At 48.5% G+C, this 26485-nt stretch carries 33 protein-coding genes and 2 tRNA genes; 12 read left to right on the top strand and 23 right to left on the bottom strand.

Annotated features, from left to right (window positions below):
* Positions 1-28 precede the first annotated feature (28 nt).
* Together ACLD3P_RS02215 and ACLD3P_RS02210 are read right to left on the bottom strand one after the other, a co-directional pair.
* Positions 29-925, bottom strand: coding sequence for an aldo/keto reductase family oxidoreductase (locus ACLD3P_RS02215; protein WP_000250721.1), 897 nt, complete (start codon positions 923-925; stop codon positions 29-31).
* A 50-nt stretch (positions 926-975) separates the two neighbouring features.
* Complete coding sequence (locus ACLD3P_RS02210; protein WP_001538148.1) at positions 976-1215, bottom strand: DUF1289 domain-containing protein; 240 nt, start codon at positions 1213-1215, stop codon at positions 976-978.
* A gap of 102 nt (positions 1216-1317) precedes the next feature.
* Here ACLD3P_RS02210 and ACLD3P_RS02205 point away from each other — a divergent pair, with 102 nt between their 5' ends.
* From ACLD3P_RS02205 to rnt, 4 genes are all read left to right on the top strand, one after another.
* Positions 1318-1917, top strand: a complete 600-nt coding sequence (locus ACLD3P_RS02205) for a TetR/AcrR family transcriptional regulator (RefSeq protein ID WP_001041823.1) — start codon at positions 1318-1320, stop codon at positions 1915-1917.
* 58 nt (positions 1918-1975) lie between these two features.
* Positions 1976-3073 carry an alkene reductase gene (locus ACLD3P_RS02200; protein WP_411006366.1) on the top strand — a complete coding sequence of 366 codons (1098 nt, stop codon included), beginning with the start codon at positions 1976-1978 and terminating at the stop codon, positions 3071-3073.
* Between the two features lie 68 nt (positions 3074-3141).
* Entirely contained in the window at positions 3142-3549 is a 408-nt protein-coding gene (gloA, locus tag ACLD3P_RS02195; RefSeq protein WP_001237787.1) for a lactoylglutathione lyase, read from the top strand.
* 100 nt (positions 3550-3649) lie between these two features.
* A complete protein-coding gene (gene rnt, locus ACLD3P_RS02190; protein ID WP_001282272.1) occupies positions 3650-4297 on the top strand; it encodes a ribonuclease T in 648 nt (215 codons plus the stop codon).
* Positions 4298-4374: 77 nt separating this feature from the next.
* Here rnt and grxD read toward each other — a convergent pair whose 3' ends face one another.
* Positions 4375-4722, bottom strand: coding sequence for a monothiol glutaredoxin 4 (gene grxD, locus ACLD3P_RS02185; protein WP_000108176.1), 348 nt, complete (start codon positions 4720-4722; stop codon positions 4375-4377).
* Positions 4723-5057: 335 nt separating this feature from the next.
* On the opposite strand from grxD, the gene ACLD3P_RS02180 reads away from it, so the two are divergent.
* Entirely contained in the window at positions 5058-5879 is an 822-nt protein-coding gene (locus ACLD3P_RS02180; protein WP_001520344.1) for a C40 family peptidase, read from the top strand.
* 126 nt (positions 5880-6005) lie between these two features.
* Positions 6006-6587, top strand: a complete 582-nt coding sequence (gene sodB / locus ACLD3P_RS02175; RefSeq protein ID WP_000007294.1) for a superoxide dismutase [Fe] — start codon at positions 6006-6008, stop codon at positions 6585-6587.
* An 80-nt stretch (positions 6588-6667) separates the two neighbouring features.
* Here sodB and ACLD3P_RS02170 read toward each other — a convergent pair whose 3' ends face one another.
* Positions 6668-6757, bottom strand: a complete 90-nt coding sequence (locus ACLD3P_RS02170; RefSeq protein WP_000102277.1) for a YnhF family membrane protein — start codon at positions 6755-6757, stop codon at positions 6668-6670.
* Positions 6758-7052: 295 nt separating this feature from the next.
* Between ACLD3P_RS02170 and purR the strand changes: the two genes are divergently transcribed.
* Entirely contained in the window at positions 7053-8078 is a 1026-nt protein-coding gene (gene purR, locus ACLD3P_RS02165; protein ID WP_000190992.1) for an HTH-type transcriptional repressor PurR, read from the top strand.
* Here the strand turns inward: purR and punR are convergent.
* On the bottom strand, positions 8075-9007 hold the full coding sequence (gene punR / locus ACLD3P_RS02160) for a DNA-binding transcriptional activator PunR (RefSeq protein ID WP_115286052.1): 933 nt from the start codon (positions 9005-9007) through the stop codon (positions 8075-8077). The genes purR and punR overlap by 4 nt on opposite strands.
* A gap of 112 nt (positions 9008-9119) precedes the next feature.
* Here punR and punC point away from each other — a divergent pair, with 112 nt between their 5' ends.
* Together punC and cfa are read left to right on the top strand one after the other, a co-directional pair.
* Positions 9120-10286, top strand: a complete 1167-nt coding sequence (gene punC, locus ACLD3P_RS02155; protein ID WP_076935191.1) for a purine nucleoside transporter PunC — start codon at positions 9120-9122, stop codon at positions 10284-10286.
* Between the two features lie 328 nt (positions 10287-10614).
* Entirely contained in the window at positions 10615-11763 is a 1149-nt protein-coding gene (gene cfa / locus ACLD3P_RS02150) for a cyclopropane fatty acyl phospholipid synthase (protein ID WP_000098879.1), read from the top strand.
* A gap of 41 nt (positions 11764-11804) precedes the next feature.
* Here the strand turns inward: cfa and ACLD3P_RS02145 are convergent, their stop codons facing one another.
* On the bottom strand, positions 11805-12446 hold the full coding sequence (locus ACLD3P_RS02145; protein WP_000493971.1) for a riboflavin synthase: 642 nt from the start codon (positions 12444-12446) through the stop codon (positions 11805-11807).
* Positions 12447-12662: 216 nt separating this feature from the next.
* Between ACLD3P_RS02145 and mdtK the strand changes: the two genes are divergently transcribed.
* The 3 genes from mdtK to ACLD3P_RS02130 all read left to right on the top strand — a co-directional run bounded on the left by mdtK (position 12663) and on the right by ACLD3P_RS02130 (position 14351).
* On the top strand, positions 12663-14036 hold the full coding sequence (gene mdtK / locus ACLD3P_RS02140) for a multidrug efflux MATE transporter MdtK (RefSeq protein ID WP_001175081.1): 1374 nt from the start codon (positions 12663-12665) through the stop codon (positions 14034-14036).
* 151 nt (positions 14037-14187) lie between these two features.
* A tRNA-Val gene (locus ACLD3P_RS02135) sits at positions 14188-14264 on the top strand.
* Positions 14265-14274: 10 nt separating this feature from the next.
* Positions 14275-14351 (top strand) — tRNA-Val (locus ACLD3P_RS02130).
* 158 nt (positions 14352-14509) lie between these two features.
* Here the strand turns inward: ACLD3P_RS02130 and ssaU are convergent.
* The 17 genes from ssaU to ssaG all read right to left on the bottom strand — a co-directional run bounded on the left by ssaU (position 14510) and on the right by ssaG (position 26462).
* The gene (gene ssaU, locus ACLD3P_RS02125) at positions 14510-15568 is read right to left on the bottom strand and encodes an SPI-2 type III secretion system apparatus protein SsaU (protein WP_001291707.1); all 1059 of its coding nucleotides are present in this window, start codon (positions 15566-15568) and stop codon (positions 14510-14512) included.
* On the bottom strand, positions 15565-16344 hold the full coding sequence (gene ssaT / locus ACLD3P_RS02120) for an SPI-2 type III secretion system apparatus protein SsaT (protein WP_111769300.1): 780 nt from the start codon (positions 16342-16344) through the stop codon (positions 15565-15567). The genes ssaU and ssaT overlap by 4 nt, the downstream gene beginning before the upstream one ends.
* The gene (ssas, locus tag ACLD3P_RS02115; RefSeq protein ID WP_000999982.1) at positions 16345-16611 is read right to left on the bottom strand and encodes an SPI-2 type III secretion system apparatus protein SsaS; all 267 of its coding nucleotides are present in this window, start codon (positions 16609-16611) and stop codon (positions 16345-16347) included.
* Entirely contained in the window at positions 16608-17255 is a 648-nt protein-coding gene (gene ssaR, locus ACLD3P_RS02110) for an SPI-2 type III secretion system export apparatus protein SsaR (protein WP_000056367.1), read from the bottom strand. Before ssaR ends, ssas begins: the two co-directional genes overlap by 4 nt.
* 67 nt (positions 17256-17322) lie before the next feature.
* Complete coding sequence (ssaQ, locus tag ACLD3P_RS02105; RefSeq protein ID WP_411006365.1) at positions 17323-18291, bottom strand: SPI-2 type III secretion system cytoplasmic ring protein SsaQ; 969 nt, start codon at positions 18289-18291, stop codon at positions 17323-17325.
* Positions 18272-18646 (bottom strand): SPI-2 type III secretion system apparatus protein SsaP, encoded by a 375-nt coding sequence (ssaP, locus tag ACLD3P_RS02100; RefSeq protein WP_079972936.1) that lies wholly within the window; start codon positions 18644-18646, stop codon positions 18272-18274. Before ssaP ends, ssaQ begins: the two co-directional genes overlap by 20 nt.
* Positions 18627-19004: an SPI-2 type III secretion system apparatus protein SsaO gene (gene ssaO, locus ACLD3P_RS02095; RefSeq protein ID WP_000449092.1), complete on the bottom strand. Its 378-nt coding sequence runs from the start codon at positions 19002-19004 to the stop codon at positions 18627-18629. Before ssaO ends, ssaP begins: the two co-directional genes overlap by 20 nt.
* Positions 19005-19006: 2 nt before the next feature.
* A complete protein-coding gene (ssaN, locus tag ACLD3P_RS02090; RefSeq protein WP_411006364.1) occupies positions 19007-20308 on the bottom strand; it encodes a SctN family type III secretion system ATPase SsaN in 1302 nt (433 codons plus the stop codon).
* A complete protein-coding gene (ssaV, locus tag ACLD3P_RS02085) occupies positions 20298-22343 on the bottom strand; it encodes an SPI-2 type III secretion system apparatus protein SsaV (protein ID WP_001258216.1) in 2046 nt (681 codons plus the stop codon). The genes ssaN and ssaV overlap by 11 nt, the downstream gene beginning before the upstream one ends.
* A complete protein-coding gene (gene ssaM, locus ACLD3P_RS02080; RefSeq protein ID WP_000383706.1) occupies positions 22328-22696 on the bottom strand; it encodes an SPI-2 type III secretion system apparatus protein SsaM in 369 nt (122 codons plus the stop codon). The genes ssaV and ssaM overlap by 16 nt, the downstream gene beginning before the upstream one ends.
* A gap of 57 nt (positions 22697-22753) precedes the next feature.
* Positions 22754-23770, bottom strand: a complete 1017-nt coding sequence (gene ssaL, locus ACLD3P_RS02075; protein WP_411006363.1) for an SPI-2 type III secretion system apparatus protein SsaL — start codon at positions 23768-23770, stop codon at positions 22754-22756.
* Entirely contained in the window at positions 23736-24410 is a 675-nt protein-coding gene (gene ssaK / locus ACLD3P_RS02070; RefSeq protein WP_411006362.1) for an SPI-2 type III secretion system apparatus protein SsaK, read from the bottom strand. Before ssaK ends, ssaL begins: the two co-directional genes overlap by 35 nt.
* On the bottom strand, positions 24407-24955 hold the full coding sequence (locus ACLD3P_RS02065) for a type III secretion system domain-containing protein (RefSeq protein WP_023194624.1): 549 nt from the start codon (positions 24953-24955) through the stop codon (positions 24407-24409). Before ACLD3P_RS02065 ends, ssaK begins: the two co-directional genes overlap by 4 nt.
* Positions 24956-24972: 17 nt before the next feature.
* Positions 24973-25722, bottom strand: coding sequence for an SPI-2 type III secretion system apparatus lipoprotein SsaJ (ssaJ, locus tag ACLD3P_RS02060; RefSeq protein ID WP_076935187.1), 750 nt, complete (start codon positions 25720-25722; stop codon positions 24973-24975).
* Complete coding sequence (ssaI, locus tag ACLD3P_RS02055; RefSeq protein ID WP_131046457.1) at positions 25719-25967, bottom strand: SctI family type III secretion system inner rod subunit SsaI; 249 nt, start codon at positions 25965-25967, stop codon at positions 25719-25721. The genes ssaJ and ssaI overlap by 4 nt, the downstream gene beginning before the upstream one ends.
* An 11-nt stretch (positions 25968-25978) precedes the next feature.
* Entirely contained in the window at positions 25979-26269 is a 291-nt protein-coding gene (locus ACLD3P_RS02050; RefSeq protein ID WP_000444713.1) for an EscG/YscG/SsaH family type III secretion system needle protein co-chaperone, read from the bottom strand.
* Positions 26247-26462 (bottom strand): type III secretion system needle filament protein SsaG, encoded by a 216-nt coding sequence (gene ssaG, locus ACLD3P_RS02045; RefSeq protein WP_000350226.1) that lies wholly within the window; start codon positions 26460-26462, stop codon positions 26247-26249. The genes ACLD3P_RS02050 and ssaG overlap by 23 nt, the downstream gene beginning before the upstream one ends.
* Positions 26463-26485 lie beyond the last annotated feature (23 nt).

Genomic DNA, 26485 nt, shown 5'->3' with positions numbered 1-26485 from the left:
CATGAACGGAAAGTCAACGAGTTGGCGATTACGGCACGTCATAACCCAGTGCCGCCTTGCGGATTCGGAACCACTGTTGACGCGACAATGACAGCGTTTCCGCTTCTAGTGCGGCGCGTACGCGTTCGATTTTACCCGAGCCAATAATCGGCAGCGGCTGCGACGGCAAACGTAAAATCCAGGCATAGACCACCTGTTCAATAGAACTGGCGTTGAGTTCTTGCGCGATAACGGAAAGTTCCTGGCGCAACGGCTGATAAGCCTCATCATTAAACAGCCGACCGCCGCCAAGACATGACCAGGCCATCGGACGAATACGCAGTTGCTGTAATTGATCTAATGTGCCGTCCAGCAACAAAGGCTGATGAACCGGCGAGATCTCCACCTGATTGGTCGCCAGGGTGAACGGCAGGCGCGATTGCAGCAACGTAAATTGCGCTGGTGTAAAATTAGAAACGCCAAAATGGCGTACTTTGCCGCTTTGGTGCAGATGTTGAAACGCCTCGGCGACGTCATCCGCATCCATTAACGGATCGGGACGGTGAATTAACAACATATCCAGATAATCTGTCGCTAGATTTTTTAATGACTGTTCGGCGCTCAGAATAATATGCCGGCGATCGGTAATATAATGACCGAGCCTATTTTCCGCTCTGGCGGTGGTCGCAATACCGCATTTGGTAACGATTTGCAGTTTTTCCCGCAAATGCGGCGCCAGCGTTAGCGCCTCGCCAAACGCCGCTTCGCACTGATAACCGCCATAAATGTCCGCATGGTCAACGGTAGTGACGCCCAAATCCAGATGTTCTTCGATAAAACTCACTAACTGACGCGCGGACATATTCCAGTCCATCAGACGCCAGTAACCCATGACAAAACGCGAAAACTCCGGGCCTTGTGGAGCGATGGTGACACGCTGAACCATAACAGATTCCTCATAGAGAATAATGAGGTTGAGTATACGCAATTCCGCGTTTAAAAGAGTGAAGGTTGTTGAGGATCTTCCGATGGGAGAGGCTTGTTTGCGCGTATTTTACGCAAGAAACGCTGGCGACAAAGCCGCAGTACATTTTGTTTCTCGGCATCGCTCATTTTTTGCCAGTTAAACCGTTCGTCGCGGCTGCGCATACAGCCCCGACAAAAGCCACGCTCATCAGACTGACAGATACCGCGACATGGGCTTGCTACAGGAAAAAACTCCAACTGCTCGGCCACATCCCCTCCTCAACGTTTGGCGCTTATGACTATTGAAGACGCTAACTGACATTATGGCAACTCTGCTTGCAGTAGACCGACTGGTCTACTATACTACCTGCTATGAATAAGCAAACCGAACACGATACCCGCGAACATCTGCTGGCCACCGGCGAGCAGCTTTGTATGCAGCGGGGTTTTACCGGCATGGGGCTTAGCGAGTTGCTCAAAACCGCCCAGGTGCCTAAAGGGTCGTTTTATCACTACTTTCGCTCGAAAGAAGCCTTCGGCGTCGCCATGCTTGAGCGACATTATGCCTGCTATCATCAGCGTCTTACGGCGCACTTCACCTCCGGTCCCGGTAATCATCGCGATCGTCTTCTCGCCTGGTATCAGGAAACGTTAAAGCAGTTTTGCCAGCAAGGCGCCATCAGCGGTTGCCTGACAGTGAAACTGTCAGCGGAGGTCTGCGATCTGTCGGAGGATATGCGCTCTACGATGGATAAAGGGGCGCAGGAGATCATGGCACTGCTTGCACGCGCGCTGGAAGATGGCCGTAATAGCCACTGTTTACATTTCACCGGCCAGCCGTTGCCACAGGCGCAGGTACTTTATGCCCTGTGGCTGGGCGCCAATTTGCAGGCCAAAATATCCCGTAGCGCCGCGCCGCTGGAAAATGCGTTGGCGCATGTTAAGACCATCATTGCAACGCCTGAGCAGTAACAGGCGTTTTTATTTCCTTTATTACAAGACGACCGGTCTACTTATATCAGGAGCCACTATGTCATCAGCAAAATTGTTTACCCCCCTCAAGGTGGGTGCCATCACGGCGACAAATCGCGTATTTATGGCGCCTTTGACGCGTTTGCGGAGTATTGAACCGGGCGACATTCCTACGCCGTTAATGGCGGAATATTACCGTCAACGCGCCAGCGCCGGATTGATCATCAGCGAAGCCACACAAATCTCCGCACAGGCGAAAGGCTATGCCGGCGCACCGGGATTACACAGCGATGAGCAGATCGCCGCCTGGAAAAAAATCACTCAGGGAGTTCATGCTCAGGGCGGCCATATAGCGGTGCAACTGTGGCATACTGGCCGTATTTCACACGCCAGCCTGCAACCAGGCGGACAAGCGCCCATCGCGCCATCCGCTATCAATGCGGGAACCCGCACCTCTTTGCGTGACGAAAACGGCCAGGCCATCCGCGTAGAGACTTCCACGCCGCGCGCGCTGGATACTCACGAGATTCCAGGGATCGTCAACGATTTCCGCCAGGCTATCGCCAATGCCCGAGAGGCAGGCTTCGATCTGGTGGAGCTGCACTCCGCGCACGGTTATCTGCTGCACCAGTTCCTCTCACCGTCTTCTAATCACCGTACCGATCAGTACGGCGGCAGCGTAGAGAATCGCGCCCGTCTGGTGCTGGAGGTGGTTGATGCAGGCATTAAGGAATGGGGCGCGGACCGTATCGGCATCCGCCTTTCTCCTGTCGGCACTTTCCAGAATGTCGATAACGGCCCGAATGAAGAGGCTGACGCCCTTTATCTGATTGAAGCGTTAGGCAAACGCGGCATTGCTTATCTGCATATGTCTGAACCAGACTGGGCGGGCGGCGAACCGTACAGCGACGCGTTCCGTGAAAAAGTGCGCGCACGTTTCCACGGTCCCATCATCGGCGCTGGCGCCTATACGCCAGAAAAAGCGGAAGATCTGATCGAAAAAGGGCTGATTGACGCCGTGGCGTTTGGTCGCGATTACATCGCTAACCCGGATCTGGTAGCGCGTCTGCAATGTAAAGCGAAACTCAATCCACAGCGTCCCGAAAGTTTTTATGGCGGCGGCGCGGAAGGCTACACTGACTACCCTACTCTGTAATTTCATTGATAGCGGCCTCACATCGCCGCTATACTTTGAATATCTTGACTATTTTAAGGATAACGAAAATGCGTTTATTGCATACTATGCTGCGCGTCGGCGATTTGCAGCGTTCCATCGCTTTTTACACTAACGTTCTGGGCATGAAATTGCTGCGTACCAGTGAGAATCCGGAATACAAATACTCGCTAGCCTTTGTGGGATATGGTCCGGAAACGGAAGAAGCGGTCATCGAACTAACCTATAATTGGGGCGTTGAGAGCTACGACATGGGCAATGCGTATGGGCACATCGCGCTGAGCGTTGACAATGCTGCTGAAGCCTGTGAACGCATTCGTCAGAACGGCGGCAACGTGACCCGTGAAGCGGGGCCGGTAAAAGGCGGTTCGACCATCATCGCCTTCGTTGAAGATCCGGATGGCTATAAAATCGAATTGATTGAAGCTAAAGACGCAGGCCGCGGTCTGGGTAACTGATCCCCCGCCGGGCGCAGGTCACTGCGCCCGTTGTTTTACTGCATCCCGGCGTAAAATTTGCCATAATACGCGCTGCATTTTTTCGTATTAAGAGACTCAGATGTCCGATAACGCTCAACTTTCCGGTCTGTGCGACCGTTTTCGTGGTTTTTATCCTGTCGTCATCGACGTTGAAACTGCAGGATTTAACGCTAAAACCGATGCGCTGCTCGAAATCGCCGCCATCACGCTGAAAATGGATGAACAAGGCTGGCTGATGCCGGACACGACGCTGCATTTCCATGTGGAGCCGTTCGCTGGAGCCAACTTACAGCCGGAAGCGCTCGCGTTTAACGGTATCGATCCCTCTAACCCGCTACGCGGCGCGGTGAGTGAATATGAGGCGCTACACGCTATTTTCAAAATGGTGCGTAAAGGTATCAAAGACAGCGGTTGTAGCCGCGCCATTATGGTCGCGCATAACGCCACTTTTGATCACAGTTTTATGATGGCCGCCGCAGAGCGCGCCTCGCTGAAACGTAACCCGTTTCATCCGTTCGTCACCTTTGATACTGCGGCATTGAGCGGACTGGCGCTGGGACAAACGGTGTTATCAAAAGCGTGCCTGGCGGCAGGTATGGAGTTTGACGGTGAAAAGGCCCATTCCGCTTTGTATGATACCGAGCGGACAGCGGTGCTGTTTTGTGAAATCGTCAATCGCTGGAAGCGCCTGGGCGGCTGGCCGTTACCTTTGCCGACGGACAAATAACGTGGCTAACGACGCCGCTCTTGCTTACTATGGCAGTAAAAAAGCGACCTTTACAGGTCGCTTTCCCCTTTCACAGATTACTCTGCGTCCGGCTCCTGAGTTTTATATTTTGCCGCAGTTTCTTTAATAAGCTGCTGCAACTCACCACGCTGATACATTTCAATCACAATATCACACCCGCCGACCAGCTCGCCGTCCACCCACAGTTGTGGGAATGTCGGCCAGTTGGCGTATTTCGGTAATTCAGCGCGAATATCCGGGTTTTGCAGGATATCAACATAGGCAAAACGTTCCCCGCAGGCTGAAAGCGCCTGAACGGCCTGCGCAGAGAAACCACAGCTTGGCAGTTTCGGTGAACCTTTCATATACAGGAGAATCGGGTTTTCAGCGATCTGGCGCTGAATTTTTTCGATAGTGGTGCTCATTGTCTCGCTTCCTTAAACTACTTTTACGACCGAAGCCTGTCATTGTAACGGGTCAGGCTGGCAACGGAAAATAACATTTTCATCATGCCTTATTATTTTACCGTCTGCGGGAATAAGTTGTATACAAAATATCTTTTAAGCGGGTTGCCACGCAGTGATTCGTCGATAACGCGTTCGTGTTTAGCATTAATTGCTATTTTTTTTACATCTGTTAACGAAACACAGCTTCAGAAACCAAAAGCAATTACCAATCTGTGCTTTTGTAGATTAGAATTATCAGGTTTTGTAAATCATACGCAGGCATGAATCGCCTGCCTTTAACAGAGGATTGCTCAGTGGCGCGGATAAACAAAATCTCGATCACGCTCTGTGCTTTACTTTTTACTACTCTCCCCTTTACGCCAATGGCCCATGCATCCAGGCAAGCCAAAGCGACGCCTGCTGTTTCTCATGTCACGAAAACGGCAGATAAAAAGAAAAGCACAACGAAAAAGATCAGTAAAACCAGCAAAAAAAACGTAAAAAAAACCTCAAAAACCAGCCGTTCTTCTTCCGCTTCTACGCCAAAACGTACCACCGCCTCCACGAAATCTCGTCATACGACGCATCGCCGGAACAGAACCGCGCCCACGTCAATCGCCGCCCTCGACGTAACGGAAAAATGCACGACGCGTAAAGGCCGTAAGCCGCACTGCGTGAAGGGGAAAGGAACATTGCCGGTCTCTATTGCCGATGCGCATCGTGCAAAAGTACAAAAAGCGACGAAAACCGCGATGTCCAAACTCATGAATCAGATTGGTAAACCGTATCACTGGGGAGGCGCGTCGCCGCGCACCGGTTTTGATTGCAGCGGTCTGGTTTATTATGCCTATAAAGATTTAGTGAAGATCCGTATCCCCCGAACGGCGAATGAGATGTATCACCTGCGTGACGCGGCGCCCATTGAGCGTAGCGAGTTGAAAAACGGCGATCTGGTGTTCTTTCGTACGCAGGGGCGCGGCACCGCCGATCACGTTGGCGTCTATGTCGGCAACGGTAAGTTTATTCAGTCCCCGCGCAGCGGTCAGGAAATTAAGATCACCTCACTGAACGAAGAGTACTGGCAGCGTCATTATGTCGGCGCCCGTCGGGTGATGACGCCTAAAACAATTCGCTAATATTTTATCCTGTCGTTTAACGACAGGATAACTTCTTCTTTTGCGCCACCTCTCAATTTGCTACCCTATCCTTACGCGCACCAGGGTTATTGTGCGTGCGCAATATTAATAATAAGGAGAGAAGCAATGTCGTTCGAATTACCTGCATTACCGTATGCCAAAGATGCTCTGGCGCCGCATATTTCTGCTGAGACGCTGGAATATCACTATGGCAAACATCATCAGACTTACGTGACCAATCTTAACAATTTGATCAAAGGCACGGCGTTTGAAGGCAAATCGCTGGAAGAGATCGTGCGCGCCTCCGAAGGCGGTATCTTTAATAACGCCGCTCAGGTGTGGAACCACACCTTCTACTGGAACTGCCTGGCGCCAAACGCTGGCGGCGAACCGACCGGGAAACTGGCTGATGCTATCGCGGCATCTTTTGGCAGCTTCGCGGAATTTAAAGCGCAGTTCACCGATGCCGCTATCAAAAACTTTGGTTCCGGATGGACATGGCTGGTAAAAAGCGCTGATGGCAAACTGGCTATCGTTTCTACCTCAAATGCCGGTACGCCGCTGACTACGGATGCAACGCCGTTGCTGACGGTTGATGTGTGGGAACACGCGTATTACATCGACTACCGCAACGCCCGTCCAAACTATCTGGAGCATTTCTGGGCGCTGGTTAACTGGGAATTTGTTGCGAAAAATCTCGCCGCATAAGTCTGAGTACGCAGAAGGTACGCCTTCTGCGTTTTAGAGAGGGATAGACAGAGGAGACGCCCCCCTCAGAAGAGAGGAAATCAGTGCAGAGCGGCCGTTAATCCACCTGCGACAATCACGCCCAGAACAATCAGCGTAGTAATCAACGAAAATTTCAGGTCGGTACTCATCAAGTTTTCTCCTTTTTATTCCCACACAAAAAGTGATATAGCGCATTTTTGCACATTCCCGCACAAAAATCTCTCATGTTTTATATTGATAACTGTTTTTAACGCTTCCCCTTTTCCTCAAGATCAGACAAAATTCCAGGCTTACTGAATTAGCGTAACGGCCATTGACCCCTTCCTGACGTTCCGTGTCGTTTTTCCGGCGTGCCGCAACCCTGATGTTGCGATTAGGGTGTGTGTAGGCAAACGTTTACCTGGCGTTTCTCAGGAGCTTAGCGAGGGTCTGGAGTGAAATGTAATGGCAACAATTAAAGATGTAGCGAAACGAGCAAACGTTTCCACTACAACTGTATCACACGTAATCAACAAAACGCGTTTTGTCGCTGAAGAAACGCGTAACGCGGTCTGGGCGGCAATTAAAGAGCTGCACTACTCTCCCAGCGCCGTCGCGCGTAGCCTGAAGGTTAACCATACCAAGTCGATAGGCTTACTGGCGACCAGCAGCGAAGCGGCCTATTTTGCCGAAATTATCGAGGCAGTTGAAAAAAACTGTTTCCAGAAAGGCTATACGCTGATTTTAGGCAACGCCTGGAATAACCTGGAAAAACAGCGCGCCTACCTGTCCATGATGGCGCAAAAGCGCGTGGATGGCCTGCTGGTGATGTGTTCTGAGTATCCAGAACCTCTGCTTTCCATGCTGGAAGAGTATCGCCATATTCCGATGGTGGTGATGGACTGGGGTGAAGCGAAGGCCGATTTTACCGACACGGTGATTGATAACGCCTTTGCAGGCGGCTATATGGCGGGTCGTTATCTGGTTGAGCGCGGCCACCGGGATATTGGCGTTATTCCCGGCCCGCTGGAGCGCAACACCGGCGCGGGCCGGCTCGCAGGCTTTATGAAAGCCATGGAGGAGGCGCTGATCAACGTGCCGGACAACTGGATTGTTCAGGGCGACTTCGAGCCGGAATCCGGTTACCACGCGATGCAGCAAATTTTATCGCAGTCACATCGCCCTACCGCCGTTTTCTGCGGCGGCGATATTATGGCGATGGGCGCGCTTTGCGCGGCTGACGAAATGGGGCTTCGCGTACCGCAGGACGTTTCGGTGATCGGTTATGACAATGTGCGTAACGCCCGTTTCTTCACCCCGGCGCTGACGACGATTCACCAGCCCAAAGACTCTTTAGGCGAAACCGCATTTAATATGCTATTGGATCGCATCGTCAATAAGCGTGAAGAGTCACAGTCTATTGAAGTTCATCCACGCCTGGTTGAGCGTCGCTCGGTCGCTGACGGCCCGTTCCGCGACTATCGGCGTTAATCCCCACTGTCGGGAGCCTCTTCTGGCTCCCGCAGCCACTCCCGATTCAACGTTTCGCTATCGCCCAAATAGTCCAGCAGCCATGCCAGCGCGGGCGAGGCCTCGTTTTGCTGCCACGTCACGCAACAGGCCGCATCGGGAAACGGATTCTCTAACGTCAGCGCCACCCATTTTCCGCTGTCTATCCACTGTCGGGCAAAATGCGTCGGCACCATTCCCACGCATAGTCCTGCCGACAGGCAGGTTGCCGATGACTCCCAGTCCGGTACGACGACCCTTTTTTGGTTATCCAGCAGCCAGGTAATCCGTTTTGGTAAGGTTCGCGAAGTGTCTTCCCTGACCAGCGACGGCCAGTTGCGCAGGGTATCATCGCTTAACGGCCCAGGCATCGACGCCAGCGGGTGATCGCTTGCCACTACGCAGCTCCAGCGCAGGGTCCCCATATCCCGAAAAGCGTAACGCCCCCCTACCGGAATCGCCTGCGTCGCCCCAATCGCCAGTTCGACACGCCCGTCGGAGAGCGCGTCCCAGACGCCGTTAAACACCTCCTGAAAAACCAGCAGTTCCACATCGTCAAAATGGCGATAGAAATCGACGATCATCTGCCGGGTACGTTCTGGTCTGACGATATTGTCCACCGCAATAGCTAACTGCCCGCGCCAGCCATTAGCAATTTGCTGACACTGCTGGCGAGTGATCTGCATTTTTTTGATAACAGAACGCCCTTCTTTTAAAAACCAGACGCCAGCAGGCGTCAGTTCAACATCACGGTGACGCCGTACAAAAAGCGGTACGGCCAGCCACTCCTCTAACTGACGAACGGTGTAACTGACTGCTGAAGGCACACGATGCAGTTCCTGCGCCGCCGCGCTAAAACTGCCATTGCGCGCTACGGCGTCAACCACTTCAAGCGAGTATTCCGACCACATAATTTGCCCACAAAAATTTTGAATTCACTGGACAAATATTAACGTTTCACAACCGTAATTTCACTCCCTACACTCTGCGACAATGTCTGTCTGATAAGAAAGAGAAACAAATATGCAACCTGGAAAAGGTTTTTTAGTCTGGTTAGCCGGTCTTAGCGTGCTGGGATTTCTGGCTACGGACATGTACCTGCCCGCATTTGCCGCCATACAGGCGGATTTACAAACGCCTGCCGCCGCTGTCAGCGCCAGCCTCAGCCTGTTTTTAGCTGGCTTTGCCGTCGCGCAACTCCTCTGGGGACCGCTATCGGATCGTTATGGCCGTAAACCGATTTTACTGCTGGGGTTATCTATCTTTGCGCTCGGAAGTCTGGGGATGCTGTGGGTAGAAAGCGCGGCAGCACTGCTGACGCTGCGCTTTGTGCAGGCCGTCGGCGTTTGTGCGGCAACGGTAATCTGGCAAGCGCTGGTGACCGATTATTATCCTTCGAAAAAAATTAATCGTATCTTCGCCACTATCATGCCTCTGGTGGGATTATCCCCGGCGCTTGCGCCCTTACTGGGAAGCTGGATACTGACGCATTTCTCATGGCAGGCGATTTTCGCCACCCTGTTCGTGATTACGTTGTTGCTGATGTTACCGGCGCTGCGCTTAAAACCATCGGTAAAAGCGCATACCGAGGGACAGGATAAACTCACTTTCGCGACGTTGTTACGCTCTAAAACCTATCGCGGTAATGTGCTGATTTATGCCGCCTGTTCCGCCAGCTTTTTTGCGTGGCTAACAGGGTCGCCGTTTATTCTCAGCGCGATGGGTTACAGCCCGGCAGTGATTGGCCTGAGCTATGTTCCGCAAACCATCGCTTTTCTGATTGGCGGATATGGTTGCCGCGCGGCGCTACAAAAATGGCAGGGCTACCAATTGCTTCCGTGGCTGTTAGGGCTGTATGCGCTGAGCGTTATCGCCACCTGGGGAGCGGGCTTCCTGAATAATGCCTCACTGGTGGAGATACTGATTCCTTTCTGCGTAATGGCGATTGCTAATGGCGCCATCTACCCTATCGTCGTCGCGCAAGCGTTACGCCCTTTCCCTCAAGCCACGGGACGCGCTGCGGCGCTACAAAATACGCTGCAACTGGGGTTATGTTTCCTGGCTAGTCTGGTAGTTTCATGGCTCATCAGCACGCCGCTGCTGACCACCACCAGCGTAATGCTCTCTACCGTTGTTCTGGCGGCGTTAGGTTACAAAATGCAGTCTCATGCAGATTGCGCTGAGACCTGATTTCCCCATGCCAATGTCGCCCACGACAAGTCCCACTAAAGACTTGTTAACCGCCAGTAATTAGCACGCTAACAATTTTCGGTTGAATCATCAAAAATTGCGGCCTATACTGATTCACGGTTGTTTATATTACGATAATTATTAGGCATTAACGGGAACCGGAGCGTTCCCGATTCACCATGGATGGCCTTTTCGGCAAGGGTTCCTCCCTTCCTCTGTTCTACGTCGGATAACTGGCTCACGGAATTGCCCGTGGGATTTCTCACAAAGCCAAAAAAGCGTCTACGCTGTTTTAAGGTTCTGATCACCGTCCAGTGATGGAGAAGCTATGAGTTCATCGTGTATAGAAGAAGTCAGCGTACCGGATGATAACTGGTACCGAATCGCCAACGAATTGTTAAGTCGCGCGGATATTACAATTAATGGTTCCGCCCCGTCTGACATTCGTGTTAAGAATCCCGATTTTTTTAAACGCGTCCTTCAGGAAGGATCGTTGGGGTTAGGTGAGAGTTACATGGATGGCTGGTGGGAATGCGAGCGTCTGGATATTTTCTTCAGCAAAGTCTTACGTGCCGGTCTTGAAAATCAACTCCCCCACCATGTTAAAGATACGCTCCGTATCCTCGGCGCGCGTCTGATTAATCTACAAAGTAAAAAACGCGCCTGGATTGTCGGCAAGGAACATTACGATCTTGGTAATGACCTTTTTTCCCGTATGCTTGATCCCTATATGCAATATTCTTGCGCCTACTGGAAAGATGCCGATACGCTGGAAGCGGCACAGCAAGCCAAGCTGAAATTAATTTGCGAAAAGCTACAGCTACAACCGGGGATGCGTGTGCTGGATATCGGCTGCGGCTGGGGCGGCCTGTCGCAATATATGGCGACCCATTATGGCGTTAGCGTGGTGGGCGTAACGATCTCCGCTGAACAACAAAAAATGGCGCAGACGCGTTGCGAAGGTCTGGATGTCTCCATTCTCCTGGAAGATTATCGCGACCTTAACGATCAGTTTGACCGAATCGTCTCCGTCGGTATGTTCGAACATGTCGGGCCAAAAAACTACAACACCTATTTTGAAGTTGTTGACAGGAATTTAAAACCGGATGGTCTTTTCCTGCTCCATACTATTGGTTCTAAAAAAACCGATCATAATGTCGATCCGTGGATTAATAAGTATATTTTCCCCAACGGTTGCTTGCCGTCTGTTCGTCAAATCGCCGAGGCCAGCGAATCACACTTTGTAATGGAAGACTGGCATAACTTTGGCGCCGACTATGACACGACTCTGATGGCGTGGCATGAGCGCTTTATCAATGCCTGGCCAGAGATTGCGGGCAATTATAACGAGCGCTTTAAACGTATGTTCAGCTATTATCTCAACGCCTGCGCGGGTGCGTTTCGCGCGCGTGATATCCAGCTTTGGCAGGTGGTATTTACGCGCGGCGTTGAAAACGGTCTGCGCGTTCCTCGCTAATCATCTCCCCCGCATTTCATGCGGGGGAATCTTATTTTCCGTTAGCCAATGTCGGCCTGATTTCTGACCGCATTTTCTCGTGCAGCCAGTACGCGTTCTACGGTATCGACAACCGCCTGCGTTTGCGGATCGATCTCAATATTCACACGCTCACCCAGTTTTTTTCTGCCAAGCGTAGTACGCTCCAGCGTTTCCGGAATGAGATGCACGCAGAAGCGCGTTGGCGTTACCTCGCCGACGGTCAAACTGATGCCGTCGACGCCGATAAAGCCTTTGTACAGGATATACTTCATCAGGGACGCATCCTGCACTTTAAACCACACCTGATGGTTATTTTCGGAGGTCAGGATTTTCGCGATCTCCGCCGTCGTAATAATATGCCCCGACATCAGATGTCCACCGATTTCATCGCTGAATTTGGCGGCGCGCTCTACGTTGACCTCATCACCTACCCTCAACGCGCCCAGATTGGTGATGCGCAAAGTTTCTTTCATCAGATCAAAACTTATCTGATTGCCGTTTATTTCAGTCACCGTCAAACAGCATCCGTTATGCGCTACCGACGCCCCCGTCTCCAGCCCCTCCAGCATGTAGTCCGGTAACGTCACCACATGGGTGCGAAAGTTGGGTTTTTCATCAATCGATACCAGTTTCGCGGTACCCTGTACGATCCCCGTAAACATATCTTCAACTCCTGAAATAAATAAAAGCAGAACTGTTCAGCACAATAGCAGGTGGAAAAACAGCTTGCCAGCAATGCGCCGTTAACAACTGTTTTTTCGCTGGAGAAATAGTAATACCCCGCTACAATAGACTGAAATTTCCCCTGCTATTTCTTTTGGCTGCCACTACGGCGGCTTTTTAGTCTTTCATATAACAACAAAATAAAAGGTGAATACGTGCAGAAGTATACCAGTGAAGCGCGTCAGTTATTAGCGTTAGCGATACCGGTGATCCTTGCGCAAGTGGCACAGACCGCAATGGGATTCGTCGATACCGTCATGGCAGGAGGCTATAGCGCTACGGACATGGCTGCCGTCGCTATCGGCACCTCTATCTGGCTTCCCGCCATTTTGTTTGGTCACGGCTTACTGCTGGCCTTGACGCCTGTGATTGCGCAACTCAATGGCTCCGGCCGTCGCGAGCGTATCGCGCATCAGGTTCGACAAGGGTTCTGGCTGGCGGGCTTTGTCTCCGTGCTGGTGATGATCGTCCTGTGGAATGCCGGATACATTATCCGCTCTATGCATAATATTGATCCGGCGCTGGCCGATAAAGCCGTGGGTTATCTTCGCGCGCTGCTGTGGGGCGCGCCAGGATACCTTTTCTTTCAGGTAGCGCGAAACCAGTGCGAAGGTCTGGCCAAAACCAAACCGGGTATGGTGATGGGATTTTTGGGCCTGCTGGTGAATATTCCGGTGAACTATATTTTTATCTATGGTCATTTTGGTATGCCTGAACTCGGCGGTATCGGCTGCGGCGTTGCAACCGCGGCGGTCTATTGGGTGATGTTTATCGCCATGCTTTCTTACATTAAACACGCGCGTTCAATGCGTGATATTCGTAATGAAACAGGCTTTGGCAAACCCGATAGCGTCGTCATGAAGCGCCTGATTCAACTGGGGTTGCCGATTGCGCTGGCGCTGTTCTTTGAAGTGACGTTGTTTGCGGTCGTTGCGCTGCTGGTTTCGCCATTAGGTATTGTGGATGTCGCGGGTCATCAGATTGCGCTTAACTTTAGCTCGCTGATGTTCGTGCTGCCGATGTCGCTGGCTGCGGCGGTAACGATTCGAGTGGGTTATCGTCTGGGCCAGGGCTCAACGCTGGATGCGCAAACCGCAGCGCGCACCGGTTTAGGCGTCGGCATTTGTATGGCTGTGGTTACCGCGATCTTTACCGTTACTCTGCGTAAACATATTGCTTTGCTCTACAATGACAACCCTGAGGTCGTGGCGCTTGCTGCGCAATTAATGCTGCTCGCTGCGGTTTATCAGATTTCCGACTCTATACAGGTTATCGGCAGCGGTATTCTGCGCGGTTATAAAGATACGCGTTCCATCTTTTTTATCACCTTTACCGCCTACTGGGTGTTAGGTTTACCCAGCGGTTATATCCTGGCGTTAACGGATCTGGTGGTGGATCGTATGGGACCGGCGGGCTTCTGGATGGGGTTCATCATCGGCCTGACCTCGGCGGCGGTGTTAATGATGCTACGGATGCGCTATCTACAACGTCAGCCGTCCGCCATCATTTTGCAGCGCGCTGCGCGATAATACGACGATAGCCGTCGCATGGCGGCTATTTTCTCGACATGTTGCATATTTCCACCGCAATCAGGTGATTTCAGGAAGAAAATTGCGATTTCCCTCTTGCCTCATTGCAGTTGTGACGCTAATATTCGTCCCCGTTGTCACCTACAACGTTGCGTTCATAGCTCAGTTGGTTAGAGCACCACCTTGACATGGTGGGGGTCGTTGGTTCGAGTCCAATTGAACGCACCATCATTTTAATGCGTCTGTAGCTCAGTTGGTTAGAGCACCACCTTGACATGGTGGGGGTCGATGGTTCGAGTCCATTCAGACGCACCAATCCATTATCTTGTTTAATTTTAAAATACGCTATCTGGTGCTTGTGCCAGGCTAAAAGCGATTATTTTCAGTCTCTCACCTTTATCGTCAAGCGCTGCTCTATACTGTATTACCCCTCTTAACCTTCGCAGTGGCCTGAAGAAGCATACCAAAAGCATTTATGGTGTTTCGGTAGAATGCGCATAATCTATCTTCATCACCATACGTAACAAGGCTGCAACGGGTTCAAATAACGTTTCAGGAATTTTATCTCCACGTTCCACTTCAAAAAATAATGAGCGGGCCAGCTCAACATTTTCAACAACGGGGATGCAGTTGCGTTCAGCGATGTTAACAATATAGTTAGCTTGAGCATCACTACCTTTTTCCAGAACGCGTGGTATTGGCATATCGGTGGGGTGATAGCCGAGACAAACCGCAATATGCGTTGGATTACGCACTACCGCAACAGATTGTTTAACCGATTGAGCTAAACTCCCACTTTGTATTTCACTCTGCATTTCCCGACGCCGTGTCTTCATTTGAGGGTCTCCCTCCAGATCTTTATGCTCCTGTTTTACGTCATCTTTACTCATTTTTAGATCTTTTCTAATCTTATAATATTGAAAAGAATAGTCCAGTATGCCAACGACGATATAAAAAGCCATCACCCCTACCCATAACCATTTTATTAAAGAAGAAACTACAAGCAGGCCACAGGCTAACCCACAGTACGGTAGCGCCCGAAAAGTACTGGCATAATAATAAAAGAAAAAGGCAAAGATAAGAGATAGCATGATAACTTTTAGGCTGGATTTACATAATTCCACTACGCTATGTAAAGAGAATATCTGCTTAAAATTACTTACCGGATTTATATGCTCACTTTTAAAACCAATGGCCTTGCTGGCAATAACCACCCCCACCTGAAGAAACACGCTACCCACAGTAGCAACTATTACCCCTGCGCCCAGAAACAGCAGTGCAGAAGTCAATGACTCTATCAAAGCATGAGTCAATTGCGTTAATGCATAAGAAAATGGTTTATTTACTAATTGTAATGTGAAAGTTATTGACGCAATCAGTATCAAAATCATCTTTTCAGTAAAGAAATGAAAATACAAATAAAGCGCAATCAGCTGAAATAATGATGTTATTTCAATACTTTTGACGACCTGCCCTTCCTTACGGCCATCACGTAATTTCTTTTCTGTAGGCTGTTCTGTTTTCTCGCTCATACAGATGGGAACCAGTCTTTCAGATAAATATAAAATTTATCGCTTTCAACCAAATAGTGATGAAGAGCATAAGGGAATGAGATCAGTAGCGTTAGTAAAACTAATATACTTTTGAGCGGCATTGAGAAGAAAAATACATTCAATTGTTGTGCCGACCGATTTAAAAGACCTAAAGCCAGATCGGCTAATACCATACATATTATGGCAGGAAGAGAGAAGCTGATGCATAATTGATAAAGCGTTCTCCACTCTGCCTGGATATATTTTAAAAATTGCCGGTCAAATAATAAAGTACGCCCTGGCGGTAAATATTGGTATGACTCATACAGAATGTTTAATATAAACTCCATGCCGCCGCTTATAAAGAAAATAACACACAAAAACTGGCTGAAAAGCAAGCCAAAAAGTGAGGTTTCAGCTTCCATTGTAGAATTGAATATCGTACCCATTGTCGCGCCACGTAAAGTATCAAGCAGAAACCCCGCCATATCAACGGCCCAAAAGGGAACCGCCGCACAAAACCCAATTAAAAAACCAATAATCACCTCTCCGGTGACTAACCCTAACCAACTGTAATCTTTACCAATATGCATCATAATCTTCTGCTGGTAAATGATTGGTAATATCGGAAAGGTAAGTGACATAAGCACGCCATTACGTAAAAGTGCGGCCCCTAAACTGCCACTTTTTAATAGGGGAAGTAATAAAGAAAGGCTCAATGGGCGAATAAAAGCCACAGCCAATGCAATAAGCCACTCATTTAACTGTTGTGTCATTCAACCATGCTCTCCAATTCGTAACATTATCTGCCGGGTATAATTCAACAGGATACCGCTAAGCCATGGGTAGCTGACCATTAAGGTTATTGCAATTGCCAATAATTTAATCATGAACTGTAGCGTTTGGTCCTGTATTTGAGTCAAGGCCTGAACAAGGCTTACGATGACACCAACTACCGATGCCACCAACACCACCGGCATAGACGTAAAAAGGACGATCCATAAAAGTTGCGTTACAAATTGCGTCAATTCAGAATCATTCATGAAAAGCTCTGTACCAATTGCGCCAGTGTCAGATCCCAACCGCCTGCCAGTAAAAATATTAGCAGCTTAAACGGTAATGAAATGGTCATCGGCGACACCATCATCATTCCCATAGCCAGCAGTATATTTGAAATAAGCAGGTCAATAGCCAGAAAGGGAAGATAAATAAGTAATCCAATCCGAAATGCCTGCGTTAACTGACTCACCGTAAATGCCGGAATTAATATGAGCAAAGAATCAGGTTTTATCTTTCTTTTTATGTCTTCAGGCCAGGTTCGTTTTATCAAATTCCGAAAATAATTGGCTTCCTTCTCTTCAGAGTTTTTTTGCAAAAACTGTCGATAAGGCGCTAATGCTTTACTGTCCCACTCAGACGTCCAGAAAGGAGCGCCAGCGACCTGAACCGGATGCCAGCGCTCTTTTACAGCTAATAGCGTCGGCCCCATAATGAATAAGGAAAGTACAAGCGCAAGGCCATACAGTGCAATGTTTGGGGGAACTTGTTGAATACCCAGTGCATTTCGTAAAATCGAAAATACCACCGCCAGTTTAAGGAAAGAGGTTCCCATGACGATAATGAGAGGCAGTATTGAAAGCAGAAACAATATACCAATCAGTTGCAAAGGCGAATCGGGTAAAGACATACTGTATCTCTCATGACACGACCTGGAACGCTATTATATTGTTCGCATATTATTTTTCTTATCAGGTTTACGCTGTATTTTTGGAAAGATACCAACGTGTAATACGCACCATAAATTCATTGCCACAGGCAATCAACTCACCTTGCCCAATAATACGGTCATTTACTCTTATCGTCACCTCTGGCGCAAAACATCCACCTACAGGCAAAACGTCCCCCGTTTTAAGTTGTCGTAATTGTCCAATTTCCAGACTCGCACGTCCGATTTCAAAGAGCACCTGTTGTGGTATCTGCTCAAGTTCGACTGAAGACGTTCCGTCACTCTTTGACATTGGGTTCCCTGACGCAAGTAGCGTTTCGATATCGTGGACTAATTCGTCAAATTTCATCGTGTTATCCTCTGTCAGCAATACCCTTGCGTAGATTCCCCCTGGTAGTTGAATAGCAAAAAAACCGAGTCTGATGTCGCCAAAGCAATGAATCCGAACGCCCATGCCGATTTCGATAGACTCAAGTTCAATTAATGTAAGCTGGCACCAGCCTGAATATACAGGGACTACAATAGGAGGAGCAGGATAAATCTGTTGACGCTCAGCAGAAAGCTCTCCGACTATATTGCGCAAAAAACCCGTTGGCCATGTAAAAATAATGCTATGGAACTCATGTTCTTCAACTATCCATTTAATATGCAACGCTAGCTGATGTGGTAGATTACTGCAGGATGTTGGCGGTTCGTTCTGACAGAGGGTGGCATCACTGGCTTGCAATAACGGCGCCAGCCCCCATTCAGCTATTCCATATAGCAATTCAGGATCGATAGCCGATCGATTAGCGGTGCCAATTAACCCTTCACACCAGCGCTGCCAGCATTGTTCTGCAATCCACACCCTACCCAGCTCATTATGATAATTTATGGTAAATAATATCCCTTGCTGTACTGGATATTGTTGCATACTCAATGTCAGCTCACCAATGGTAGTGCCTTGCGTTGGAAGCATCTCCACCCACGGACGCTCTTCATTCGCTATTCTTAACATAGAATATCTCCAGGGAAATTATATACCCCATATGCAGCAACTGAGACTCCAGCCACTGCTTTAGCGCTTTCATCGAACGGTAAATTTCATGATGAGGGACATTGATTTTTAGCTGGATTAGCCCCCCTGATTCACATACTTCACACTCTACACCGTCAAGATAACCGCCACTAACACGATAACGTTGCGTGAAAACCACGTTTTTATGCAATGCTGCAGGAGGATTATTCTCACCAATGGGTAATGCCTGGTGCATGAGCTGTTCAAAGTCCATACGTTCCGCCTCCGCCTCGTTATCATCCTGATAAGACTGGCATGGCAACCCAAGACTTCCCTCAACTTTGGTAATACGCATCGCTTAATACCATAGTAATTTTTTCTTTCTTTTTCATAAGCGCATTAAAATTCTTCTGTAATTCGCTTCGCCGGGAGACAAGCTGCTGATACTGATTCTCTAACTGCTGCCGTTGCGTCAAAAAGCTCTGCGCCTGTGTGAATAGTCCGGCCATTTGTTGTTTCTTATCCAACAATAAATGACAAGATAACGTACCTTGCCAGCCCATTAATTCTTTCAGTCTGGTAGTCACTGCTAAAGCGCGCGTCTGGCAAATCTGCTGTTCCGTAATAATCGCCTGTTGCTGCTGATCAAGTACGGTAAGTTTGCCGCGTAATTGCTTTTCACGCCGCGCGATTATCTCCAGCAAAGTTTCCATGATCACTCGGTGAGTATTTGATGTAATTTTTCTATGAGTAGCTCGGGTCCGCATACTTCATCCTTACTTTGTCGCAAAAATGTGCAAATATCCGGATAGGTATCAATGGCTTTGTCAGTATCTGGATCAACTCCTCGCTGGTATTCCCCAATGCGTATTAACAGCTCAACCTCCTGGTAAAGCGCCAGGCGCCGTCGCAATATCGCCGCCAGTTGACGATGCTCATGGCTGGTAACGACTGGAAAAACGCGGCTGAGCGTTGCCAGCACGTCAATGGCAGGATAATGCCCCCTCTCTGCAAGCCGCCGGGATAGCACAATATGTCCATCAAGCAGTGAACGGACTTCATCCGCCAACGGCTCATTCATATCATCGCCTTCCACCAGTACCGTATAAAATGCGGTAATACTGCCTTTTTCTCCCATTCCTGTACGTTCTAAAAGTCGTGGCAATGCACTAAATACGCCTGGCGGATATTCTCCAGAAACCGCGGTCTCTCCGGCGGCCAGAGCGATTTCCCGTGCGGCCCTGGCATAACGCGTCAGTGAGTCGGCAAGCAAGACGACTCGCTTTCCATTATCGCGAAAAAATTCTGCTATCGTGGTGGCCACAAACAGCGCCCTCACGCGCTCTAAGGCGGGTCTGTCAGAAGTTGCGACAACAATGACACAACGTTTTCGGGTCTCTTCAGACAGTGTAAAATCGATGAACTCGCGGACTTCTCGTCCACGTTCACCAATTAACACCAGAACATTGCTGTCTGCGTCTGGCGCATTACACAGCATCGCCAGAAGCGTGCTTTTCCCCACGCCAGGAGCAGAAAAAATACCCACTCGTTGCCCTTCGCCACAGGTCGCAACGCTATCAATAGCGCGAATCCCCGTCATTAATGGTTGAGTGATAGGCTGTCGAACCATTGCGGGAGGAGGCATTGCATCATAGTCTTTCCAGCAGACTTCGGGCAGTTCGCGGCCATCAAGGGGACGACCAAAACCATCAATGACTCGCCCTAATAACGCTTCGCCCACGGGAACCTGATGGCGTCGCCTTAAGGCCATCACTTGCTGCCCGCAGTGAAGCCCGATAGTACTCGTAAAAGGAGATAGCAAAGCTTTGCTGCCATTAATCCCCACGACCTCAGCAAGTTCTTCTCCAGGCTTTATACAGCACAACTCTCCCATAAATACCCCAGGCAACCACGCATTTAACAACGCTGCGCTGACATCCTGAATTCGGCCCCATCGACAATAACCATCGGGGGGCGGATATTTCAGCCTCAGACGTTGCATCAATTCATTCTTCATTGTCCGCCAACTCCTCTTCGCTAAGGTCAATACTTTCTACCACTTGTATAAGGCTCTCCTCTCCTAATTCCTGCCATGACAAAATCGGTACGTCGAACAAGGTGGCTTCTGTAATTTTTCGCAAGAAACGTCGGGTGTCGACAGAAGTGACAATGAATAATTTGGCTGACTGCTTCAGCGCCTGCTCGATAAGTTGCAGGATCTGCGTCTTATGACGAGACGACAGCGCAGTATAGGTCCCCATTGCCGTCTGGCGAATGGATTCACGCACGAGGTTCTCAATACCTTCTCCTATCCGCAAAATCGGCAGCGGTTTTCCTTCCGGATTAAGACGACGCAGAATATGACGGCGAAGCGCGATACGGACATATTCTGTCAACATCAGGACATCTTTTTCACGTGGCGCCCAGTCAATTAAGGTGCCGAAAATAAGACGTAAATCTCTAATAGAAACCCGCTCTGATACAAGCCGTTGCAAAGTTTCAGCGATTTTATTAATGGGTAACTGGCGCTGAAGTTCTTTCACCAGCTCAGAGTAGTTTTTTTCCATCGCATTCATTAGATAACGCGTTTCCTGAACACCAATAAACTCTCCCATATGCCGAAGCAGGACACATTTTAATAAGGCAGAGATACGTTGGCTGCCCGCGAAAACGTCCAGTCCAAAACCTTGCGCCTTATGGGCCATGTCTTTTGTAAGCCAACAGATCTGCCCCATCCCGTTCGGTAACGTCTGGCTGTCACCCACCACACTAGCGTCCGCGCCTATCAATAAATAATCCGCCTGGGCGGGAATAGATAAACTAAATACGGGTTCCTGATATAGCAGTACCGTCAATTTTTCGGTGGGTTCAGGCAAAACCTCAATATTCACCTCAGGGAGAGGGACGCCGGTATCCTCAAATAAAAACCATCTCATGGCGTCAATATCACGAATCAGGTCGGCAGAATGTAACGTCGGGCTAAGACGTAAGATTAGAGGACATGCGCCGGGAACCATACTATCTTTTTCCGGTGCTTCGACGCCATTTGCGGAAACGACAGACTTTTTGCGGCGAATGAGGATAATTGGCAATGCTAACAACGCTGAAAAGAAAGCGAGAGTGATAAAAGGAAAACCAGGAATTAAAGCGAGGAGCATTAAAACCACAGCGGTTAATATGAGCGACTGAGGTTGTCTGGCAATTTGAGAACTCAACTCTGTCGCCAGGTTCTGGCGTTTCTCACCCGGAACACGGGTGACAATAATTCCCGCGCTAAGGGAAATCAGCAGCGATGGAATTTGCCCACATAAACCATCTCCGATTGACAGTACGCTATAAGTGTGAACAGCCTCACTCATTGACATATCATATTGCACGATAGCGATAATGATACCGCCGATAATGTTCACCAGAACAACAATAATACCGGCAATCGTATCGCCTTTAACAAATTTCATCGCACCGTCCATCGCACCGAGAAAGCGGCTTTCCTGCTGGACGTGCTGTCTTAATGTACGGGCATGGTCTGCATCGATAACTCCGGCACGCAAATCGCCATCGATACTCATTTGTTTGCCTGGCATCCCATCAAGCGAGAAACGTGCGCTAACTTCCGCCACCCTCTCGATACCTTTTGTAATGACAATAAACTGCACGATAGTAATGATGGTAAATACGACCAACCCAACGGTGAGATTTCCTCCTACGACAAACTTACCGAAAGCATCCACAATATTACCGGCATTATGTTGTAACAGTACCAGCCGTGATGTGCTGATTGTGAGTGACAAACGATATAATGTAGTAATAAGTAATAAAGACGGAAATACCGATAAATCGAGAGGGTCACTAAGATAAATAGCAATTAAGAGCAGGATCACTGAAAACATAAGGTTAATAGTAATCAGGATATCAACCATCCAGGTCGGTAAAGGTAACAGCATCATCACAATAGCGATTAATAACACCGTCGCCAGAACCATATCCTGCCGACCCGCGCATACACTGAGCCACTGTTGCGCCCTGATTCCCTCACCTAACCATGAACGCATTGCGACTCCAGAAATTTTATTTGTCGATGATGTAATCGTAACCAGAGCTCGGCGGAGCTGGAAAGAGGAGGAGAACAGCTCATTGCAAGCCCATCGCGCAACAAAAATAATCGCTGAGGAATACCCTGGAACGCTGCAGGTTTCCAGTGAGTTAAGGCTTTAAAAAGCAGATCTTCGTCTAAGAAGGTTTGCTTGAGTATCTGACATAAGTGAATACGACCGTTATGATAGTTTAGATAGGTTTCATATTGTCCTTGCCGCCAGAACATATTGGTTGCTAAAGGCCGTTGAGCTAATCCTGCTAATTGAATAAAAAGCTGAATATTACGTTCAGTAATAAGATCCCAATCCATCCTGCCGCCTCATGATGAGCCAGAACGCCAATTTACCTAAATATTGAAAGCCAGGTATCAGAATAAAACCTGATTTACCTTTACTTCACGAAGCGTTTCGAGAATTTGTTCACGTTGATCTTCGTCGTTAAAACAGTTATCAGGTATCAACATAAACTGCGCATCAAGTTGTTGGAGTAACCGATTGAACATCTTCGATGAAGAAACTATAGCGGTAAGTCTATCAAGCAACCAATCACTGAAAAGCCAGCGCTCACAAATGATATCGAGTAGTAGCGGCAGTAATGTATTAGGCGGCAACTGGCAAATCCACTCCTCACGCTGGCACTCTTTTTCAAGGCCAAGGAATAACAACAAACGACGCAAACGTACTAATGCTGCGGCCAAACGACTTTGCTCCGAGGGTTCGATGCATATGCTAAGTTCAAAGGCTATTGCTCTTAGCAAAATACGGACCCGCTCACAGCGATCCGGCCAGTCTGCCACGCGTCTGAACCACTGCGATAAGGGCATTTCATCGTTGTCTATCGCCTGTTGCATAAAACGCTTCAGCGAGGACAGCGTAGCGGTATCCACTTCGCCAAGTTCCAGTAAACTAAAAACGGCAAGTTCCCATCCCTCCTCCGCTGTAAGCGTATCCAGTTGCGATTGCAAATCGCGTTTTTTCTTTTTTGACAACCCGCCGGCAGTAAGCGCCATTGCAAGAGCGATAATTTGATACGCATTCTGTAAATCAGGATCACTATTCTCTTCAGTAAGCGGACGCAACGTTGCCCCATTATCCTCCTGTATTTGTTTTATCAAACGCAGCAAAGCCTGCTGTCTGCGCTCCAGTTTCTCAGCATCCGTGAATTTATAACTTTCGCGCAGTTTACCACTCAGCGCCATTCCTATTTCTTCCATCGTCTCATAGAACGCTGCCCCCGTCGTTTCCTGTAACTCCTGGAGAGCTAACATTGAAGGCGAAATAACCTCTTGTTCCTCTATAACCTGACCAGGGGTAAATGCTGTAGGGGGCGTCATTTTTATCTCATTAATTTTAATATTCATCGCTACCTCTTTTATCTTCACCATTACGTAACCATTTCAGTAACGCGTTGAAATGACGAGAAAGTGAAAATTCAACGGCATATCGTGTTGAGGAAAGTTCAGCCTGATCGGGAGAGAAACCAGGCTCGATAATCAACGTAAACCGCTTGCCAAAAGTTTCACGCATCAATGCCTCTTTTTCAGGATGAATACGCAAATAAAGCGCTCCCTCTTCCGCCATAGCCGTGGCCTGGCGTGCCAGACGATGGCACATAACACTATCTACCGACTGTTGGTCGAACCAGGCCAACAGAACCTGTTCTATACTATTTTTAATATGATGCGCTGCTTGATCGACCAATGAACGAAATTGATTTTCATCTTCTTGTAAATGTTTTACATGCTGTTCCAGCCATTCCACTTCCATTTTTTCCAGCGTATTTTTACGCAACCACGCTAGTTCTTGTTGCAGCTCAACTTTCTGTTCACGCTGATAACGATAGGCGTCTCGGATGATTTTTTCAGCCTTACGGTAAGCGGAGCTCACAATAGCATGTGAAACTCTCTTAGCTTGTTGTTCTTGTGCAAATAAAGTTAATTGTAATGTTATCCACGGTGACTCAATAATATTTCGAGCGGGTAGCTTATGGTTAATTTCCGTCAGAGGAAGTGAAGTAAAACTCATAGCAAATGCTCCATGAAGATAATCTCGGTAAGAGAAGTCTTCGGCCAAAGTATACGCTGCGGAGGGGGTAATAATACTAATAGCGCATGTAAAACCGCATCGTCATGCGCTTCCCGATTAAGAATGGCGGTACCGATCTGCAATGCAGTTTGTTGCATCACTTGCGGAGGAAGTAATTTGCCATCTTTTTGCCCCAACCAACCATATAGCTGCCAGATCTCATCCTCGCTAAACCACTGTAGAAGCAATTGCCGATACTCTGGTAGCATAAAATAGTCACTACACCTGAGTTTGAATAATCCCAGCCCAAAGGCAAATGCCGATATACGCGGCGCAAGACGAACCTGCCGTTTTTGCCTGTCATTTAAACAGGCTGGAATAACAGAGCTTCCCCTTAGTCTATTTAACGCTCTGTCAAGAAGACGATCCAATTCGGGCCGATCGCCATAACGCCAGCAGTTTGAAGGATGAAAACCCAGCTTATCCAGCCATTCCGGTACAGCGTAACGAGCAGGTTGCCAGAAATAACGATAAAGTTGCAACACCTCGGGATCAGGTCGGCTCAAAAACGGCGTCTCAGGCAAAAATAGCCGATCAGGATGCCCACTCCTAATAACAGTCCTGTCAACGATAACATCAACTGATAAGGGTATTTCATCAACCACTTCTCCACCTTCCCTTTATTGGCGTTGATCACGTCCATAATCCAGAATGTTTGTCTCGCGGGTACATCAGGTACCATTCTGAATTCAGCAGGCTGCATCAAGATACTAATCTTACTGTATTGCAACCCAGGGATTGACATCTCTATTAAATCTTTAATTTTTACCCGAAAGGCCTCCATATTGACCTGAGGTGAATATTTTATAAATACGGCAACTGAGCTCGGAGAAGCGTTACTTCCCTCATCATAAGTCGGTAGCGCAATGGTCACTTTTGCATTAATCACGCCCTCCATCTGACTCAGCATTCCTTCAATTCTTTGTTCTTTTAAAAAATTAATCTTCTGCTGTTCTTCCTGGGGTGATACCACTAACTGATTAGCCGGAAACATCTTATCCGCCGTTGTAAACTGCCGATGCGGATAACCGTTAAGTCTAAGTAGCTCAACCGCATTAATAAACTGCGACTGCTCGACACGTAAGGTAACACCGTCCTCTTCCTGTTTTTTTTCCGCATCAATATGATGCTGCATAAGTAATGCCAGCATTTGATTCGCCTCATCTTCTGGCAATGAGCGATAAAGATCCACATCACATGCCGTAAGAAAGAGCGCGAGGACAGTGAGAAATACTATACGATGAACCTTCATGTCATGCTATCCAGCTTATTAAGCGCTTGCGATGCTGCGCCTGATATTCTGGCAAGATAATCGACGCCTACCGTTAACTGCATATAATCCATTTGTCTGGTCAACATAACCTGCGGTAATAAAGCACTGGCGCTACTGGTGGATGCATCATCTTTCAGCAATTGTTCAAAAAAATTAATTTGCTCCTGGCTCGGTTCTGCAGAGGACTTTACATAAGATTGAGTGCTTACAGGCACTGTGCTCATATCAGAAATATTCAATTTTCAAACCCCTCATTTGGTGCAGGAAATAACAGACGCAGCGCCATAGCCTCTGGCAAATCAATATCCGATAAAATTTTCGCGGCTTTTAGCGGCTCATTTAAACCCGCCAACAATAATGCCAGACATACCAACTGTAATTTTTTATCCGGAACAATAACCGTTAGCGCTGGTAACATCGCATGTACCTGGGAAATCAGGCTATGGTTAACGCCCGCAAACATGATTTCCAGCAGCAACCGTCGAACATCGTCGCTAATAACTTCAGATTTTAGCAATGATTCCACTAAGCATATCCTTGATCATTTTGATCAGTGAACTTTCGTAATTAATAAATGTAGAATACTGCTGTAAGGCAAATTGCGCTTTAATCATCGATTCTGGGTTGAGCAAATCATTACCATTCATTTTGTCATTAATGGCCTGGCCTGCCTGGTGCGCCATGTGGGAGAGCATATCCACTAATTGTGCAATATCCATAATGCTTTTCCTTAAAATAAATA

Source organism: Salmonella sp. 741265073_HBA (assembly GCF_046569105.1).
In the GTDB taxonomy this organism is placed as follows: domain Bacteria; phylum Pseudomonadota; class Gammaproteobacteria; order Enterobacterales; family Enterobacteriaceae; genus Salmonella; species Salmonella enterica.
Note: the sequence above shows the minus strand (reverse complement) of the source record. Positions and strands in the feature narration are given on the sequence as shown.

Excerpts from the sequence above, each read along its gene's own strand:
- ACLD3P_RS02215 (WP_000250721.1), bottom strand. The coding sequence starts at position 925 with ATGGTTCAGCGTGTCACCATCGCTCCACAAGGCCCGGAGTTTTCGCGT.
- ACLD3P_RS02205 (WP_001041823.1), top strand. The coding sequence starts at position 1,318 with ATGAATAAGCAAACCGAACACGATACCCGCGAACATCTGCTGGCCACC.
- ACLD3P_RS02200 (WP_411006366.1), top strand. The coding sequence starts at position 1,976 with ATGTCATCAGCAAAATTGTTTACCCCCCTCAAGGTGGGTGCCATCACG.
- gloA (WP_001237787.1), top strand. The coding sequence starts at position 3,142 with ATGCGTTTATTGCATACTATGCTGCGCGTCGGCGATTTGCAGCGTTCC.
- rnt (WP_001282272.1), top strand. The coding sequence starts at position 3,650 with ATGTCCGATAACGCTCAACTTTCCGGTCTGTGCGACCGTTTTCGTGGT.
- grxD (WP_000108176.1), bottom strand. The coding sequence starts at position 4,722 with ATGAGCACCACTATCGAAAAAATTCAGCGCCAGATCGCTGAAAACCCG.
- sodB (WP_000007294.1), top strand. The coding sequence starts at position 6,006 with ATGTCGTTCGAATTACCTGCATTACCGTATGCCAAAGATGCTCTGGCG.
- ACLD3P_RS02170 (WP_000102277.1), bottom strand. The coding sequence starts at position 6,757 with ATGAGTACCGACCTGAAATTTTCGTTGATTACTACGCTGATTGTTCTG.
- purR (WP_000190992.1), top strand. The coding sequence starts at position 7,053 with ATGGCAACAATTAAAGATGTAGCGAAACGAGCAAACGTTTCCACTACA.
- punR (WP_115286052.1), bottom strand. The coding sequence starts at position 9,007 with ATGTGGTCGGAATACTCGCTTGAAGTGGTTGACGCCGTAGCGCGCAAT.
- punC (WP_076935191.1), top strand. The coding sequence starts at position 9,120 with ATGCAACCTGGAAAAGGTTTTTTAGTCTGGTTAGCCGGTCTTAGCGTG.
- cfa (WP_000098879.1), top strand. The coding sequence starts at position 10,615 with ATGAGTTCATCGTGTATAGAAGAAGTCAGCGTACCGGATGATAACTGG.
- ACLD3P_RS02145 (WP_000493971.1), bottom strand. The coding sequence starts at position 12,446 with ATGTTTACGGGGATCGTACAGGGTACCGCGAAACTGGTATCGATTGAT.
- ssaU (WP_001291707.1), bottom strand. The coding sequence starts at position 15,568 with ATGAGCGAGAAAACAGAACAGCCTACAGAAAAGAAATTACGTGATGGC.
- ssaT (WP_111769300.1), bottom strand. The coding sequence starts at position 16,344 with ATGACACAACAGTTAAATGAGTGGCTTATTGCATTGGCTGTGGCTTTT.
- ssas (WP_000999982.1), bottom strand. The coding sequence starts at position 16,611 with ATGAATGATTCTGAATTGACGCAATTTGTAACGCAACTTTTATGGATC.
- ssaR (WP_000056367.1), bottom strand. The coding sequence starts at position 17,255 with ATGTCTTTACCCGATTCGCCTTTGCAACTGATTGGTATATTGTTTCTG.
- ssaQ (WP_411006365.1), bottom strand. The coding sequence starts at position 18,291 with ATGTTAAGAATAGCGAATGAAGAGCGTCCGTGGGTGGAGATGCTTCCA.
- ssaP (WP_079972936.1), bottom strand. The coding sequence starts at position 18,646 with ATGCGTATTACCAAAGTTGAGGGAAGTCTTGGGTTGCCATGCCAGTCT.
- ssaO (WP_000449092.1), bottom strand. The coding sequence starts at position 19,004 with ATGGAAACTTTGCTGGAGATAATCGCGCGGCGTGAAAAGCAATTACGC.
- ssaN (WP_411006364.1), bottom strand. The coding sequence starts at position 20,308 with ATGAAGAATGAATTGATGCAACGTCTGAGGCTGAAATATCCGCCCCCC.
- ssaV (WP_001258216.1), bottom strand. The coding sequence starts at position 22,343 with ATGCGTTCATGGTTAGGTGAGGGAATCAGGGCGCAACAGTGGCTCAGT.
- ssaM (WP_000383706.1), bottom strand. The coding sequence starts at position 22,696 with ATGGATTGGGATCTTATTACTGAACGTAATATTCAGCTTTTTATTCAA.
- ssaL (WP_411006363.1), bottom strand. The coding sequence starts at position 23,770 with ATGGTGAAGATAAAAGAGGTAGCGATGAATATTAAAATTAATGAGATA.
- ssaK (WP_411006362.1), bottom strand. The coding sequence starts at position 24,410 with ATGAGTTTTACTTCACTTCCTCTGACGGAAATTAACCATAAGCTACCC.
- ssaJ (WP_076935187.1), bottom strand. The coding sequence starts at position 25,722 with ATGAAGGTTCATCGTATAGTATTTCTCACTGTCCTCGCGCTCTTTCTT.
- ssaI (WP_131046457.1), bottom strand. The coding sequence starts at position 25,967 with ATGAGCACAGTGCCTGTAAGCACTCAATCTTATGTAAAGTCCTCTGCA.
- ssaG (WP_000350226.1), bottom strand. The coding sequence starts at position 26,462 with ATGGATATTGCACAATTAGTGGATATGCTCTCCCACATGGCGCACCAG.